Annotated in this window: 12 protein-coding genes; 11 read left to right on the plus strand and 1 reads right to left on the minus strand. The window is 50.0% G+C overall.

Translation table 11 applies throughout. The annotated features are described in order from the left end of the window. Positions 1-98 precede the first annotated feature (98 nt). The 8 genes from HMPREF1548_RS16925 (at position 99) to HMPREF1548_RS16960 (ending at position 9,259) form a co-directional block, all read left to right on the plus strand. Positions 99-1,604 carry a flotillin family protein gene (locus HMPREF1548_RS16925; RefSeq protein WP_025490919.1) on the plus strand — a complete coding sequence of 502 codons (1,506 nt, stop codon included), beginning with the start codon at positions 99-101 and terminating at the stop codon, positions 1,602-1,604. Between the two features lie 91 nt (positions 1,605-1,695). Continuing rightward, entirely contained in the window at positions 1,696-3,009 is a 1,314-nt protein-coding gene (locus HMPREF1548_RS16930; protein WP_021637596.1) for a D-alanyl-D-alanine carboxypeptidase family protein, read from the plus strand. Between the two features lie 319 nt (positions 3,010-3,328). Next, complete coding sequence (locus tag HMPREF1548_RS16935) at positions 3,329-4,759, plus strand: acyl-CoA carboxylase subunit beta (RefSeq protein ID WP_021637597.1); 1,431 nt, start codon at positions 3,329-3,331, stop codon at positions 4,757-4,759. A gap of 18 nt (positions 4,760-4,777) precedes the next feature. Next, positions 4,778-5,533 (plus strand): OadG family transporter subunit, encoded by a 756-nt coding sequence (locus HMPREF1548_RS16940; RefSeq protein WP_035322644.1) that lies wholly within the window; start codon positions 4,778-4,780, stop codon positions 5,531-5,533. A 29-nt stretch (positions 5,534-5,562) separates the two neighbouring features. Then, positions 5,563-5,943 carry a biotin/lipoyl-containing protein gene (locus HMPREF1548_RS16945; RefSeq protein ID WP_021637599.1) on the plus strand — a complete coding sequence of 127 codons (381 nt, stop codon included), beginning with the start codon at positions 5,563-5,565 and terminating at the stop codon, positions 5,941-5,943. A gap of 90 nt (positions 5,944-6,033) precedes the next feature. After that, entirely contained in the window at positions 6,034-7,185 is a 1,152-nt protein-coding gene (locus HMPREF1548_RS16950) for a sodium ion-translocating decarboxylase subunit beta (RefSeq protein ID WP_021637600.1), read from the plus strand. A gap of 114 nt (positions 7,186-7,299) precedes the next feature. Next, the gene (locus HMPREF1548_RS16955; protein ID WP_021637601.1) at positions 7,300-8,706 is read left to right on the plus strand and encodes an oxaloacetate decarboxylase subunit alpha; all 1,407 of its coding nucleotides are present in this window, start codon (positions 7,300-7,302) and stop codon (positions 8,704-8,706) included. Between the two features lie 109 nt (positions 8,707-8,815). Continuing rightward, complete coding sequence (locus HMPREF1548_RS16960) at positions 8,816-9,259, plus strand: acyl-CoA thioesterase (RefSeq protein WP_025490923.1); 444 nt, start codon at positions 8,816-8,818, stop codon at positions 9,257-9,259. On the opposite strand, the gene HMPREF1548_RS16965 is transcribed toward HMPREF1548_RS16960, so the two are convergent. Beyond that, positions 9,256-10,029, minus strand: coding sequence for a helix-turn-helix transcriptional regulator (locus tag HMPREF1548_RS16965; protein WP_035322645.1), 774 nt, complete (start codon positions 10,027-10,029; stop codon positions 9,256-9,258). The genes HMPREF1548_RS16960 and HMPREF1548_RS16965 overlap by 4 nt on opposite strands. Before the next feature lie 179 nt (positions 10,030-10,208). On the opposite strand from HMPREF1548_RS16965, the gene arfA reads away from it, so the two are divergent. From arfA to HMPREF1548_RS29580, 3 genes are all read left to right on the plus strand, one after another. Continuing rightward, positions 10,209-11,711 (plus strand): arabinosylfuranosidase ArfA, encoded by a 1,503-nt coding sequence (gene arfA / locus HMPREF1548_RS16970; RefSeq protein ID WP_021637605.1) that lies wholly within the window; start codon positions 10,209-10,211, stop codon positions 11,709-11,711. 208 nt (positions 11,712-11,919) lie between these two features. Further along, entirely contained in the window at positions 11,920-14,463 is a 2,544-nt protein-coding gene (locus HMPREF1548_RS16975; protein WP_021637607.1) for an efflux RND transporter permease subunit, read from the plus strand. Beyond that, positions 14,460-16,281: GLUG motif-containing protein (locus tag HMPREF1548_RS29580; RefSeq protein ID WP_021637608.1), on the plus strand; the 1,822-nt coding region annotated here is incomplete at its 3' end. The genes HMPREF1548_RS16975 and HMPREF1548_RS29580, both read left to right, overlap by 4 nt.

The following is a 16,281-nucleotide window of genomic DNA, read 5'->3' on the forward strand; positions in this document are numbered from 1 at the left end:
GCAGCTCCGTATGGGCCATAGAACACGGTGATCCGCCGTTAAAACGGATGCCGCATATAAATTTGCCGCAAGGCACCTACGAAAAAGGAGGAGAAGGTATGATACAGTTACCATATATCATTGCCGGAGTAGTCATCATTTTAGTAATTGTCATTATATTCACCGGATATAAGAAAGCGCCCCCGGATACGGCCTTTATTATTTCCGGCCTGCGTAAGAAGATCATTATCGGAAAGGCCAGCGTGAAGCTTCCGTTCCTGGAAAGAATGGATAAGCTGAGCCTGAAGCTGATCGCCATTGACGTAAAGACCACCAATGCGGTCCCCACTGCGGATTACATCAATATCCAGGTGGATGCGGCGGTTAATGTGAAGATCAGCAGCGAGCCTTCCAGGCTTGCCCTGGCGGCGCAGAACTTCCTGAACCAGAATACCCAGTACATTGCATCCATTGCCAGAGAGGTGCTGGAAGGCAACATGAGAGAGATCGTGGGCCGCATGCGTCTGGAGGAGATGGTCAGCGACCGTCAGAAATTCGCCAATCTGGTAAAAGAGAATGCGGAACCCGACCTGGCTGCCATGGGTCTTGATATCGTCAGCTTCAACGTGCAGAATTTCTCCGATGGCAACGGCGTCATCGAAGATCTGGGAATTGACAATATTTCCCAGATTAAGAAAAAAGCTGCCATTGCAAAGGCGGAGGCGGAAAAGGAAATCGCCGTTGCCAAAGCGGAGGCAGATCGCCAGGCCAATGACGCAAGGATTAATTCAGAACGTGAAATTGCTAAAAAGAACAATGAGCTTGCACTGCAGAAGGCCGAACTGAAGAAGATGGAGGATACCAAGAAGGCGGAAGCGGACGCAGCCTACAGTATCCAACAGCAGCAGCAGAGAAAGACCATTGAAATTACCACGGCGGAAGCCAGTATCGCCAAGCAGGAAAAGGAAGTCATCCTGAAGCAGCGCGAGGCCGAGGTGCAGGAAAAGGCGCTGGACGCACAGGTAAAGAAGAAAGCGGAAGCAGACCGCTACGCGCGTCAGCAGCAGTCCGAGGCTGAACTGTATGAAAGACAGAAGAGGGCTGAGGCTGAGAAATTCGAGACTGAGAAGAGCGCCATGGCCATGAAGGCTACGGCGGAAGCCCAGGCGTTTGCAAAGGAGCAGGAGGCTGCCGGTATCCGCATGGTCGGTGAAGCGGAAGCGGAGGCTATCCGTGCCAGGGGTCTTGCGGAAGCGGAGGCCATGGAGAAAAAGGCGCTGGCCTACCAGAAGTACAACAATGCCGCCATGGCGGAAATGCTCATTAATGTACTGCCTGATATCGCCGGAAAGATTGCGGAGCCTCTCACCAAGATCGACAAAATTACCATTATCGGCAGCGGAGACAGCGACGGCGTGGGCGCCGTGGCGGATCATGTGCCTGCCGTTATGACGAAGCTGTTTGAAACCATGAAGGAAACCGTGGGAATAGATATGTCCGAAATCGTAAAGGCAGGCACCTATGATGCCAAGGTAAACCGGAATATCAATATCAGCGGCGTAACGCAGGAGGAAGCATCCAAAGCGGCTGCACAGGCTGCGGCTGTTGAGGCTATGGGGGATTAATTCCCAAAAATCACATCGCAGGAAAAGCTGCATACATAAAAACGTTACCGTGGCAATAAAATGTATCAATACATTGCGAACAGGTATCCGTATGCGCACAAAATTTTTTCATGTGATAGTTCTTTCCTGTATCCTGGCACTCAGCCCGGCTGTCCTATTTCCCGTAAGACCTCTTGAGGTATGTGCCCGGGAGAATGATGAAAATAGTACAACCAGTGAATTATACGCCCTGTCCGCCGTCCTTATGGATGCGGACAACGGGCGTATTTTGCTGCAGAAAAATGCTTCGGAGGTGCTGCCCATGGCCAGCACAACCAAGATCATGACCTGTATCCTGGCGCTTGAGCAGGCAAGTCCGGACGATTATGTTTCCGTTTCCTCCTATGCGGCGGGCATGCCTAAGGTCCATCTGGGTGTATCCAGGGGGCAGGTGTTCCGTCTGGGTGATCTGCTCTATTCCCTGATGCTGGAATCCCATAATGACGCGGCCGCCATTATAGCCGAGCATGTAGGCAACTGCCTGGACGGGGGCGGCAAACGCAGCGCGGACAATTCGGAGGAGGAGAGCAGGGCGGCCGTACTGCGGTTTGCAGCGCTGATGAATGCGAAGGCGGAGGAGATCGGCTGTACGGATACTTTTTTCATTACGCCCAACGGCCTTGACGCCATTATGACTTATACGGACGATGAGGGGAACGAGGCCCAGCGGCAGCATTCCACCACAGCCGGGGATCTGGCCCGCATCATGAGCTACTGCATTACCGATTCCCCGAAAAAGGAGGATTTCCTTGCAATCACCCGGACTCCCAATTATTCTTTTACCGATTATAAGCTGGGGGAAGACAATCAATGGTTAACGGGAAGCAGGCAGTTTTCCTGTACGAACCACAATGCCTTCCTTAATATGATGGAAGGGGCGCTCACCGGAAAGACCGGCTTTACGGGCAAAGCAGGCTACTGTTACGTAGGGGCGCTTTCCAGGGAGGGAAAGACCTTCTCCATCGCCCTGCTTGCCTGCGGCTGGCCGAACCATAAGAGCTGGAAATGGCACGATGCCAAGCTGCTGTATGAATACGGGCTTGCCAATTATGAGAAGAGGAATATTTATGAAAAGGCAGAGCTGGCGCCGGTGCCGGTAACGGGGGGAATCCAGGCGGAAATGCCCCTCCAGGTACAGGAACAGGAGATTTCCCTGCTGCTGTGTGATCAGGACGAGGTGCGCATGGAGGCGGAGATCCCTGAGACTATGGAAGCGCCCGTACTGGCCGGGAAAACGGTGGGCTTTGAAACCTACTATGTCAACGGCGAGGTATATGCCCAGCTGCCGATCACTACGGCGGCGGATGTGCTTGCGCTGACCTACCGGTACTGCCTGGACTGTATCCTGGAGCTGTTCTGGCTCTGATGCAAAGCATGGCCGGCCGATCCGTAAAAGAAAAATATGGCAGAGAGGAAAGCTGCTGAAAAAACAGGGGAATTTGCACGGAAAAAAACCGAAAAAAATTTGTTTTCTGCATGAAAATTTTACTTTTTCCATCTAGTCCTTTTTCAGGTTTCGTGTTATACTACTAAAATACGGATGCTATGAGCACGGGTCAGGAAGCAGCGGTGAGGTTGTCCCAATCGGAACCACTGCCCGCGGCCGCAGATTTCAGCCTGCAGGTGCTTGTACAGCCGTAGATTAAAGTTAACTTTTTTATTAATATAAAATGGAGGGCTGAAAAATGAGTATTACTTCACAAGCGAGTCAAAGAATTACCGCTTTGCTCGATGACAACAGTTTCGTTGAAATTGGCGCTATGGTAACTGCCAGAGCAACTGATTTCAATTTGAAACAGACAGAAACTCCTTCCGACGGATGTATCACCGGCTATGGAGTGATTGAAGGCAACCTTGTGTATGTTTACAGCCAGGACGCTTCCGTATTGGGCGGCAGTATTGGCGAGATGCATGCAAAGAAGATTGCCGGACTCTATGATCTGGCGATGAAGACAGGCGCACCTGTGATTGGCCTGATTGATTCCGCCGGACTCAGATTACAGGAAGCAACGGATGCGCTGAACGCTTTCGGGGAAATCTATAAGAAACAGACGCTTGCTTCCGGTGTTATTCCTCAGATTACAGCTGTTTTCGGAACCTGCGGCGGCGGACTTGCACTGTTCCCCGCGCTGACCGATTTTACCTTCATGGAAGAGAAGAAGGCCAGGCTGTTTGTAAACGCGCCCAATGCGCTTGCAGGAAATGAAATTTCCAAATGTGATACCTCCAGTGCGGCTTTCCAGAGTGAAGAAGCAGGTATCGTGGATTTCGTTGGTGACGAAGCAGCCGTTCTCGGACAGATCAGGGATCTGGTATGCATGCTTCCTTCCAACAATGAAGATGACAATTCTTTCGTGGAATGCACGGACGATCTGAACCGTGCGGAAGCATCTCTGGCCAACTGTGTGGGAGATACATCCATCGCTCTTTCCACTATCGCAGACGACAATGCTTTTGTTGAAGTTAAGGCTGCATATGCCAAAGAAATGGTAACCGGCTTTATGAAGCTGAACGGTATTACCGTAGGCGCTGTGGCTAACCGCTGTGAAGTTTACAATGACGAAGGTGAGAAGACCGCTTCCTTTGATGCTGCGCTTTCTCCCGCAGGCTGTGATAAGGCCGCTGAATTCGTCAGCTTCTGCGATGCCTTCAATATTCCGGTGCTTACACTGACCAACGTAAACGGCTTTACGGCGGACAAGTGCTCCGAGAAGAAGATTGCAAAGGCTGCTGCCAGACTTACATATGCGTTTGCGGACGCAACTGTTCCGAAGGTTAATGTTATTATCGGAAAGGCTTACGGAAGCGCTTACGTTGCAATGAATTCCAAGGCTATCGGCGCAGATATGACCTACTGCTGGCCGGATGCTGAAATCGGAACCATGGATGCCAAGCTGGCAGCCAAGATCATCTGCGACGGACAGGGTGCTGACGCAGTGAATGAATGTGCAAAGGAATATGCTTACCTGCAGACCAGCGCAGTTTCTGCTGCTAAGAGAGGATATGTAGATGCTATTATCGAACCCGCCGATACAAGAAAATATGTAATCGGTGCATTCGAGATGCTCTTCACAAAGAGAGAAGACCGCCCTGCAAAAAAACACGGTACAGTATAAGAAAGGATGATACTTAATATGAAAAAAAGGTTGTTAGTATTAGGTATGGCTATCATCTGTATCTTCGGCATGACGGCCTGTGGCAAAGCCGCAGATGAGTCTGCAGCGAATGCACTTGGTATAACGGAAGAGGGAGCTATCAATTATGCGGACCAGGTACTTGATTCCGTAAGAACCATTGTGGAACAGGAAATGCAGGATCAGTATGCAAACGACGCGGTAGTTTCCGCGGCCCTGACCAGCTGGTCTTCCGCGATGGAAGATATCGGGGAATTCAAGTCTATCACGGACCATGAGGTAATTGTTGACAAGGACGGCGCCACCATTCATGTTATGGTGGAAGGAACCGATCATGACGCGATTGTGGAAATCCTTCTGGATGACCAGCTGACGCTGACCGGTATTACGACGAACGTTAAGTATTCCATGGGAGAGCTTATGGAAAAAGCGGCCCTGAATACCATTCTTGGTATGGGAACCGTATTCGTTGTCCTGATTCTTATCAGCCTGATTATTTCCTGCTTCGTAGTAATTCCTAAAATACAGGATGCTTTCACAGGAAAGAAGAAGGAGACCGCAGAGCCGGTATCCGTACCCGCTGCACCTGCTCCCGCAGCAGCAGCGGCCGTTGAAGAAGATCTGACAGATGATTATGAACTGGTAGCAGTTATTGCAGCCGCCATTGCAGCAAGCGAAGGAGCTGCATCCACGGACGGTTTTGTAGTAAGAAGCATCAGACGCGCCAATACCAGCAAATGGAAAGCTAATTATTAAATAATTGTTTAACAGGAGGAAATTTCACCATGAAGAATTATACAATTACCGTTAACGGAAACGTATATGATGTAGTAGTAGAAGAAGGCGCTTCCACAGGCGCACCCGCAGCAGCTCCCAAAGCAGCACCGAAGGCAGCTCCCAAGGCAGCTCCCGCTGCAGCACCCAAAGCAGCAGCACCCGCAGGCGCAGCAGGCAGCGTGAAGATTGAAGCCGGCGCAGCAGGAAAAGTATTCAGCATTGACGCCAAGGTTGGACAGGCTGTTAAGGCTGGTGATGCTATTGTTACTATTGAAGCAATGAAGATGGAAATCCCTGTTGTTGCTCCTTCTGACGGAACCGTGGCAAGTATTGACGTGGCTGTTGGCGATGCCGTTGAAGCAGGCGGTCTGCTTGCAACATTAAACTAATCAGAAGAAGCGGTTTATACCGTTTTCTACCAAAGCCCATGAAGTCGTGATTTATGAGTTTTGGCTGAAATAACATGGGAGGTCAACAGAATGGATTACATAGTAACCACATTAGACAATCTGGTGCATCAGACGGCATTCTTCAACCTGACCTGGGGAAACTACCTGATGATCGCAGTAGCTTGTATCTTTCTTTACCTGGCAATTGCCAAGGGTTTTGAGCCTCTGCTTTTAACTCCGATTGCATTCGGTATGCTGCTTGTTAATATCTATCCTGATATTATGCTGCATGCGGAAGACGCGGCCAACGGAGTGGGCGGACTGCTCTATTATTTCTACAAACTGGATGAGTGGGCAATCCTGCCGTCCCTGATTTTCCTGGGCGTAGGCGCCATGACGGACTTCGGTCCCTTGATTGCAAACCCCAAGAGCTTCCTGCTGGGCGCAGCGGCGCAGTTCGGTATCTTCGCAGCTTATTTCGGAGCTATCGGCCTGGGCTTCAATGACAAAGCGGCAGCCGCTATTTCAATTATCGGCGGCGCTGACGGCCCTACCTCCATTTTCCTCTGCGGTAAGCTGGGACAGACAACTCTTCTGGGGCCCATTGCGGTAGCGGCATATTCCTATATGTCCCTGGTTCCGATTATCCAGCCGCCTATCATGAAGCTTCTTACCACAGAGAAGGAAAGAAAAATCAAAATGGAACAGCTTCGTCCCGTTACCAAGCTGGAGAAAATCCTGTTCCCTATTATTGTTACCATCGTTGTATGTCTGATTCTTCCTACCACAGCACCCCTTGTTGGTATGCTGATGTTAGGTAACCTGTTCAGAGAATCCGGCGTTGTAAGACAGCTGACAGACACAGCCTCCAATGCCCTGATGTACATTGTAGTTATCCTGCTGGGAACTTCCGTAGGCGCTACAACAAGTGCAGAAGCATTCCTGAATCTGGATACCCTGAAAATCGTTGCTCTGGGACTGCTCGCATTTGCGTTTGGTACTGCAGCAGGCGTGCTCTTCGGTAAGCTGATGTGTGTGGTAACTCACGGCAAGGTCAATCCTCTGATTGGATCAGCCGGTGTATCCGCAGTGCCTATGGCAGCCAGAGTTTCTCAGAAGGTCGGTGCCGAAGCGGATCCTACGAACTTCCTGTTGATGCATGCTATGGGACCCAACGTAGCCGGCGTTATCGGTACTGCAGTTGCAGCCGGTACCTTCATGGCTATCTTCGGAGTATTCTGATTGGAGCCGCCTTTGCAGTTCAGCCTGCCCGGTAGGTAAGCGGGGTGAGGCTGAACTGTAACGGTCAGTCTTTCAGATTACTACACTTTATTAGAAATTTAGGAGGAAAAGGAAATGTCAGACCCGAAACCCATTAAAATTATGGAAACCGTATTACGTGACGCACATCAGTCTCTGATTGCCACCAGAATGCCTACCGAATTAATGCTTCCCATTGCTGAGAAGATGGACAAGGTTGGCTACGAGGCAGTAGAGTGCTGGGGCGGCGCTACTTTCGATGCATCCATGCGTTTCTTACATGAAGATCCGTGGGAAAGACTGAGAAAGTTAAGGGCAGCTTTCAAGAACACAAAGCTGCAGATGCTGTTAAGAGGACAGAATATTCTTGGATATCGTCATTATGCTGATGATGTGGTTGAGTACTTCGTACAGAAATCCATCGCAAACGGTATTGACGTTATCAGAATTTTTGACTGTCTGAACGACCTGCGCAACCTGGAATGCTCCGTAAAAGCCTGCAATAAGGAAGGCGGACATGCACAGGTAGCTCTGGCTTATACATTGGGCGATGCCTACACCATGGAATACTGGATGAACATTGCCAAAGAAATTGAGAACATGGGTGCAAACTCCATTTGTATCAAGGATATGGCGGGACTTCTGGTTCCTTATGAAGCAGACAGACTGATCCGTTCCATGAAATCCGCTACCAAGCTGCCGATTCAGCTGCATACCCACTATACCTCAGGTGTTGCCAGCATGACATATCTGAAGGCTGTGGAAGCGGGCGTTGATATTATCGACTGTGCAATTTCTCCGTTCGCACTGGGAACCTCCCAGCCTGCAACAGAGGTTATGGTTGAAACCTTCCGCGGAACCCCTTATGATACAGGATATGATCAGGCTCTGCTTGCTGAAATCGCTGATTACTTCAGACCTTACAGAGAAGAGTGCCTGAAGACCGGCCTGATGGATCCCAAGGTTCTCGGCGTTAACATTAAGACTCTTATGTATCAGGTACCCGGCGGTATGCTTTCCAACATGGTCAGCCAGCTGAAGGAACAGAACGCAAGCGACAAGTATGATGCAGTGCTTCAGGAAATCCCCAGAGTCCGTAAGGATCTTGGTGAGCCGCCGCTTGTTACTCCTTCCTCCCAGATCGTTGGTACCCAGGCTGTATTCAACGTTCTGATGGGTGAGAGATATAAAATGGCTACCGATCAGACCAAGGATCTGCTTGCCGGTAAATACGGTGTAACTGTTAAACCTTTCAATCCGGAGGTTCAGAAGAAGGTTATCGGAGACAGGGAAGTTATTACCTGCCGTCCTGCAGACCTGCTTCCTAACGAGCTGGACAAGATTGAATCTGAAATGAAGGAATGGAAACAGCAGGATGAGGATGTACTGAGCTATGCTCTGTTCCCTCAGGTTGCCATGGACTTCTTCAAATACCGTCAGGCGCAGCAGGAGAAGGTTGATATGACTCAGGCTGACACCAAGAACGGCGCTTATCCGGCATAAGCAAAGCAACAGGACAGATATGATAGTGACAGGCGGACATCTGCAGGTGCCCGCCTGTTGTTTATCAGCCGCTGGAAACGCGGTGTCCGGGAAAGGAAGGCAACGAATAATGACAGAAACAAAGGATTATGTAAGAAAAGTACAATATTATGAGACTGACAGAATGGGAATTGTCCATCATTCCAACTATATCCGGTGGATGGAAGAGGCCAGGACGGATGTGCTGGAGCAGATCGGACTTCCTTATGACAAGATTGAGAGAGCGGGGATTCTGATACCGGTTCTGGGCGTATCCTGTGATTACCGTATTTCCTTCCGGTATTCTGAAGTTTTCAGGGTAAAGGTTATTCCGGAGAAGTTCAATGGAATCAAAATGAGCCTGCGGTACGAAATATATGGGCAGGAGGATGGAAAGCTCCATGCAGCGGGGGAGACAAGCCATTGCTTCCTGGACAGGAAAATGAAACCGGTCCATATGAAGAGGGATTATCCTGAAATCTACAGCAGACTGACGGAGTATATGGGAGTGAAGGAAGAGGAAGAAAGCCTCTAACGCATTTTCCCGTATTCCCGGGGAGCGCAGCCGCAGTATTTTTTGAAGTATCTTGTAAAATGCTGCAGGTTGCAAAAACCGCATAGACGCGCTACTTCTTTGACCTGCAGGGCTTCGTTGCTCAGCAGGTTTTTTGCTTTTTCCAACCGGACCTGAAGAAGGTCATTTTTGGGCGTGGTGGAAAAGAACTGGCGGTAGTAGACATAGAACTGGCTCTTTTCCATATTGACGGCCTGGCAGAGGCGTTCCATGGTCCAGTCCTCCTGGCAGTCGGACAGCATTTGCAGACGCAGGCTCTGGAAGGCAGGATAGAGATTCCCTGTATCCTCGCTGCGTACTGCGGAGCTGGTCAGAGTACGGGAAATGGAGATAAACAGCTGGGTAATCAGCGTATGGATGTATTCTTCCCGGAAGTCCGCCGTGGAAAAGTATTCCTGTTGGAGATCTCGGATCAAGGAATCAATCTCCATATAGTTGGCAGGATAAAATATGGTATTTGCCGGGATGCCGAAACGGAGGCAGGGATTGATGTCGGAAGAAAAGTGCAGATAGCTGTTGCAGAAACGTTTTACAGCCTGATAATGCTGGGGCGTCTGCAGGGTGTAAAGAATACATGCATTTTCCTTGGTGATATGCAGCTTATCCTCCAGATATACCTTCATTGGAGTTTTCAGGAGAAGAAAAAGGTAATCGCCGCTGCCTGATGGCCTGCAGATCCGGTCATAGTCCTGATTGAAACGGTTGTATTCACAGAAATTGAGAGTCATCATGACAATTTACTCCTCAAAGGTTTTTTCAGGAATCGGGGTTCCGGATTGAGCATAGCACAGGACCGGAAGAAAAGTCAAATATATCGGAGAAAAAGAACTGGCTTGTTTTTATCTTCCAGATTATGATAGGGTTATTAAGAAGAGGAGATTTGCCGCGTTGGCGGCGGAATGGAGAGGGAATGAAGAAAGCAGAGATTATTGTGGACAAATACTACCTGACAGGAAAGGTGGATAAGAGAATTTTCGGATCCTTTATTGAGCATCTGGGACGTGCGGTATATGAAGGAATTTATCAGGAGAACAGCCCTTTTGCGGATGAGCAGGGGATGAGGAAGGATGTTATCGACCTGGTGAAGGAGCTGCAGGTTCCTATTGTGCGTTATCCCGGCGGAAATTTTGTTTCCGGTTACCACTGGGAAGATGGTGTGGGACCTAAAAGTGAGCGCCCTTCCAAGGTGGATCTGGCCTGGTCCGTTATTGAGACGAACCAGTTTGGGCTGAATGAGTTTGCCGATTGGGCCAAGAAGGCCGGAACGCAGATAATGATGGCGGTAAACCTGGGAACCAGGGGACCGGAGGAAGCCAAGGATGTTCTGGAGTACTGCAATTTTAAGGGAGGCACCTACTACAGCGATCTGAGAAAGAAGCACGGCTATGAGCAGCCCCATGATATCAAGCTTTGGTGCCTGGGAAATGAAATGGACGGCCCCTGGCAGATGGGACATAAGACGGCTAAGGAATACGGCCGTGTGGCGGCGGAAACAAGCCGGCTGATGAAATTCATGGATCCTACCATTGAAACGGTGGCCTGCGGAAGCTCTTCCCTGACCATGGATACCTTCGGCTATTGGGAAGATGAGATGCTCAGTGAGTGCTATGATCAGGTGGATTATCTTTCCCTGCATCAGTATTATGGTAACAGAGACAACAATACTACGGAATTTCTGGCAAATTCCAAGGGAATGGATGAGTTTATTTCCTCCGTGCTTTCTATCTGTGACTGCGTAAAGGCCAAGAAGAGAAGCAAGAAGCAGATCAATCTTTCCTTTGATGAATGGAATGTATGGTATCACAGTAATGAAGCTGATTCTCAGCTGGAAAAATGGGTGCAGGCGCCTCATCAGCTGGAGGATGTATATAATTTTGAGGATGCGCTGCTTGTGGGAAGCATGCTGATCACGATGCTGAGACATGCGGACAGAGTGAAGGTAGCATGCCTGGCACAGCTTGTGAACGTAATTGCTCCGATAATGACTTCCGATACGGGCGCATGGAGACAGACAATTTTCTATCCTTATATGCATGCCAGCGTTTTCGGCAGGGGAACAGTGCTGAACACACTGGTTCAGGCTCCTGTTTATGAAAGCAAAACCTACGGTGAGGTTTCCTGTCTGGACAGCGTATGTATCTGGAATGAAGAGGCGGAAGAACTGACCGTATTTGCAGTGAATAAGGATCTGGAAGAGGATATGCAGGTAACCTGCGATTTCAGACAGTTTGCAGATTATAAGGTCGTTGAGCATATCGTGCTGACCAATGATGATATGAAGGCAGTGAATACGGAGGCTGTTCCGGACTGTGTGGCTCCTGTTTACAGCAATGCTTCCGTTATGGAAGACGGACGTTTCAGCACTGTGTTCGGTAAGCACAGCTGGAATGTGGTAAGGCTGAAGAAGAATTAAGAATAGTAAGCATTGAATTTCAGAAAGCGCTTTCCCCGAAAAGGGAAGGCGTTTTTTATGGTATTTCAGGGGAAAAACCGGTGCTTTTGGACACTCGGAGAGAATTGGGTAAAAAAGAATGCGGAATCCAGCTTGCCAATAATCGGTGAGGGGACTATAATTGCCTCTTGTGAAAGTGACTTAAAGTATATGACAAGAGGTGTCTTCGATGGAAGAGAAAAAAGAAAAAGGGAATTTCTGGTTGACGGTGGCCACATTTATTGTCAACAAACGTAAAGCCATTTATGTGCTCTTTTTTATTGCGATTATTTACAGCGTGGTTTCTGTCAATAAGGTTTCGGTGAATCAGGATATTACCAAATATCTGCCGGCGGACAGTGAGACCAACCGGGGGCTGAATCTGATGGAGGAGCAGTTTTTGACCTATGGCAGCGCCAGGGTGATGGTGTCCAATATTACATATACGGATGCTCAAAAGCTGGTGGATGAGCTGGAAGCGGTCAAGGGCGTGAAGGAAGTGGCTTTTGACGATTCCGAGGATCATTACACGGGGACCAATGCTCTTTATGACATTACTTTTTCCGGAGAGGAAGAGGAGCAGATAAGCAAGGATGCCATGAACGCGGTCAGGGAAACGCTGGCGGACTACGATACCTATGTGTCTACGGAGGTCGGGGCGGAAGAGGAAACGAGCAAAGCCCTGGCAAAGGACATGAATCTGATCCTGGTGCTGGCCGTGATTATAATCGTTGCGGTGCTGCTGCTTTCCACAAAAGCATATATGGAAATTCCGGTGCTGCTGATTACCTTTGGCGTGGCGGCCATTTTGAACAAGGGGACCAACTACTGGCTGGGGACCATCTCCAGCGTCACCGATTCCATTGCGGTGGTGCTGCAGCTGGCGCTGGCGATTGACTATGCCATTATCCTGTGCGACCGTTTTATGGAGGAGCACGAGACGATGGATGCGGAAAGCGCCGTAAAGGTGGCGTTGTCCAAAGCCATACCGGAAATCAGCGCTTCCTCGCTGACCACCATTTCAGGTATGGTGGCCATGATGTTCATGCAGTTCAGGCTGGGCTATGACATGGGTATTGTGCTGGTGAAGGCGATTATTTTCAGCCTGGTTTCCGTATTCCTGCTGATGCCGGGCATCCTGCTGCTTTTTGCCAAAGGGATCGATAACTCCCATCACAGGTGCTATGTCCCTAATATAACGTTTGCAGGGAAGCTGGCGAATAAGACAAAATACATCATACCGCCGCTGTTTGTGCTGGTGCTTGTATTTGCTTTCCTCAAATCCAACGGATGTGAATACATATATGATACCAGCTCCGTGGAGAGTGCGAAAAAGAGTGAGTCAAAAATCGCCCAGGAGAAGATAGAAGGAGCCTTCGGGACCTCCAATCAGCTGGTGGTTATGGTTCCCAGGGGAAATTATGAGGCGGAAGAAAAGACACTGAAGGAAATAGAAAAGCTGGATTATGTGGACAGTGCCCTGGGGCTGGCCAATGTGTCCATCAATGATGATTATGTGCTGACGGATAAGATTTCGCCCAGGGATTTTTCGGAACTGGCAGATTTGGATATTGAGATTGTCAGGCTTCTTTATGTGGCCTACGCTTATAACCAGGAGCAGTACGGACCTGTTTTTACGGGAATTGATGAGTATGATGTCCCGATTATCGACATGTTCCTGTTCCTGTATGATCAGTATGAGCAGGGATATGTGACGCTGGATGATGAAATGGATAAAAACCTGAATGAGCTGTATGATACGCTGCATGATGCCAAGCAGCAGCTGCAGGGAGAGGATTACAGCCGTTTTGTACTGTCTCTCCGGCTGCCGGTGGAGGGGGAAGAGACTTATGCGGCGATGGATGAGATCAGAGGAATCTGCAGGCGGTTTTATCCCGGGAAGGATGTGATCCTGGTGGGAAATTCCACCAGTGATCATGATCTGATGTCTTCTTTTGGCTCTGATAACCTGATTATCAGCATCCTGACGGCGCTGTTTGTCATGATAATCCTGTTCTTTACCTTCCAGTCCGCGGGACTTCCCGTACTGCTGGTTTTGACGATTCAGGGCAGTATCTGGATTAACTTCTCCGTTCCGGCTTTGTCGGGGGAGCCTGTATTTTTTATCGCGTACCTGATTGTATCCGCAATCCAGATGGGCGCGACCATTGACTATGCGATTGTTATCTCCAACAGGTATCTGCAGCTAAAGCAGCTGATGCCGATAAAGGAGGCAATTGTGGAGACACTGAACCAGTCCTTCCCCACAATTTTTACGTCCGGCTCCATCCTGACCTGCGCGGGCTTCCTGATCGGCAGGATCGCCTCCGATGCCACCGTGGCTTCCATTGGTATTGCGCTGGGACGGGGAACGTTGATTTCCATTATCCTGGTACTGTTCGTGTTGCCGCAGATATTGCTGTTCGGTGACTATATTATTGAAAAGACGGCTCTTACCATAAATCTTTCCAAGTACAATGCTAGGGAAATCGGCGGAAGAATGTCGGTTACAGGGCATGTGAAGGGCTACATTCAGGGCGAAATCGATGCGGATATCAAGGGCAGCTTCCAGGGTAAAATGAATGCATCCCTGGAAACCTGGGTGCCCGGAAAGCAGACGAATATTGACATGCTTGATGGCGGAGGACAGGATGGCGGTACTTCGGAAGATACCGTTTCTCCGGAAGGCTGCGGGGCAGCGGAAGCTGCCGGGAAAGGAGGAGATGAGGAATGAAAGCAAAAGCATATATGAAAAAAACAGCGCTGACTTTTCTGCTGGCCCTTTCTCTCTTTGCCTCCGAAACAGGCAGATGCATGGCGGCAGAGCAAGGCAGCACGGGAAAGCAGGAAAATAGTGCAGCAAAAACAGGTGCAGCGGAAACAGAAACTGCTGTGCAGGAAACAGAAGTTGCGGACAGCATCGAAATATCCAATGTGCAGGAGCTTGAAAGCTTTGCACAGGAATGCAGGAATGACTGGTATAGTTACGGGAAGGTCTTTTCCCTGACTGCGGACATTGATTTGACAGGGACGGATTTTCAGGGGATACCATATTTTAACGGGACGCTGAAAGGAAACGGGCATACCATATCCGGGTTCTCACTTTCCAGGAAAGGTTCCGATTATGGATTTTTCCGCTATCTTGGGAAAAATGCGGTGGTTGAAGAGCTGACTGTGGAAGGGACTGTGCGGATGGACGGCAGCGCGGAAAATGTGGGCGGCCTGGCAGGTATGAATTTCGGCATGCTGTCTGGCTGTTCCTTTCATGGCACAGTGTCCGCATCCAAATCGGTCGGCGGAGTCGTAGGGTATAATAAGGCGGACGGGAAGGTGGTGGGATGCAGCGCATCCGGCACGGTTACGGCCACCAACGGCACCGGCGGTATATGTGGTGAAAATAAGGGGCTGCTTAAGGACTGCGTAAGCGAATGTGTGGTGAATGGAGAGGATTTGAAGCCGACGCTGGATTTGGATGGCGTGGATTTGGGAAGCCTGAATCTGACGCAGAATGTGGTTACCAGAAATGACAGCGGCGGAATTGCAGGGATTACCTCCGGGACTGTCACAGGCTGTATTAACCGCGGCCCGGTGGGGTATGCGCATGTGGGCTACAACGTGGGAGGCATTGCCGGAAGACAGAGCGGAACCATTATTGAATGTGAAAATGAAGGGGAGATTCTGGGACGTAAGGACGTGGGCGGTATTGCCGGCCAGGCTGAGCCTTATATGGAATCCGAATATTTGTCGGACCGTCTGGAAAAGCTGCAGGATGATCTGGGGACTATGAATCGTCTGGTGATACAGATGTCGGATGCTCTCAGCCAGACCTCCAGTGATGCCAGCGAGTATACAAAGGCGCTCCAGAAGCAGTATGAGGATACGATTGACAGCCTGAACCGGGAAGTGAATTCTCTCCGCGATACGATTTCCGAGGATCATCAGGAAACAAGGGACTATATCGACAGTATCAGCAGTGCGCTGGACAACATCGGAAATCTGGGAAATGATACGGTAAAACGGCTGGTGGATGGTGTCCGCAGTGACATCAATAACGCTATGGATACGGTCAACGGCGTTGTCGATGATGTGAAGAATGAGATTGATAAGATTAAGCCGGTTATCCCTGATAAGGGTGAGGATGGCAAGGGCGATACGGATCCTACGGAGATACCTTCTGAGGATGAGTCGGAAAGCGGTGGGGATGATAAGAACCATTCCGGCGGCAGCGGAGGAAATGGTTCCGATGGCAATGGCGGTTCGGGGAACCAGGGCGGCAGCTCCGGCGGCGGGGAAAGCACGGACAGCGGAAGTACGGGCGGCGGCACGGCGGACGGAAGCGATAGTACGGGTGGCAGCGGAGCCGGCGGAAGCGGAGCCGGTGGAAGCGAAAGTGCAGGTGAAAGCGGAGCTGAAGGAAGCAGCAGTGCGGGCGGAAGCGGATCTGAAGGAAGCGGCTCTTCCGGCGGGAATGGAAGTACGGACGGCGGCAGCGGTACGGAAAGCAATTCCGGCGGCGGTTCTTCGGACAGCGGTACCTCCGGAAAGGCGGAAA

Source organism: Clostridium sp. KLE 1755 (genome assembly GCF_000466465.2).
Taxonomy (GTDB): domain Bacteria; phylum Bacillota; class Clostridia; order Lachnospirales; family Lachnospiraceae; genus Eisenbergiella; species Eisenbergiella porci.

What these genes read in the sequence shown, in the direction of transcription:
- HMPREF1548_RS16930 (WP_021637596.1), top strand. Translation starts at nt 1,696, where the DNA reads ATGCGCACAAAATTTTTTCATGTGATAGTTCTTTCCTGTATCCTGGCA.
- HMPREF1548_RS16925 (WP_025490919.1), top strand. Translation starts at nt 99, where the DNA reads ATGATACAGTTACCATATATCATTGCCGGAGTAGTCATCATTTTAGTA.
- HMPREF1548_RS16945 (WP_021637599.1), top strand. Translation starts at nt 5,563, where the DNA reads ATGAAGAATTATACAATTACCGTTAACGGAAACGTATATGATGTAGTA.
- HMPREF1548_RS16950 (WP_021637600.1), top strand. Translation starts at nt 6,034, where the DNA reads ATGGATTACATAGTAACCACATTAGACAATCTGGTGCATCAGACGGCA.
- HMPREF1548_RS16940 (WP_035322644.1), top strand. Translation starts at nt 4,778, where the DNA reads ATGAAAAAAAGGTTGTTAGTATTAGGTATGGCTATCATCTGTATCTTC.
- HMPREF1548_RS16955 (WP_021637601.1), top strand. Translation starts at nt 7,300, where the DNA reads ATGTCAGACCCGAAACCCATTAAAATTATGGAAACCGTATTACGTGAC.
- HMPREF1548_RS16935 (WP_021637597.1), top strand. Translation starts at nt 3,329, where the DNA reads ATGAGTATTACTTCACAAGCGAGTCAAAGAATTACCGCTTTGCTCGAT.
- HMPREF1548_RS16975 (WP_021637607.1), top strand. Translation starts at nt 11,920, where the DNA reads ATGGAAGAGAAAAAAGAAAAAGGGAATTTCTGGTTGACGGTGGCCACA.
- HMPREF1548_RS16960 (WP_025490923.1), top strand. Translation starts at nt 8,816, where the DNA reads ATGACAGAAACAAAGGATTATGTAAGAAAAGTACAATATTATGAGACT.
- HMPREF1548_RS16965 (WP_035322645.1), bottom strand. Translation starts at nt 10,029, where the DNA reads ATGATGACTCTCAATTTCTGTGAATACAACCGTTTCAATCAGGACTAT.
- arfA (WP_021637605.1), top strand. Translation starts at nt 10,209, where the DNA reads ATGAAGAAAGCAGAGATTATTGTGGACAAATACTACCTGACAGGAAAG.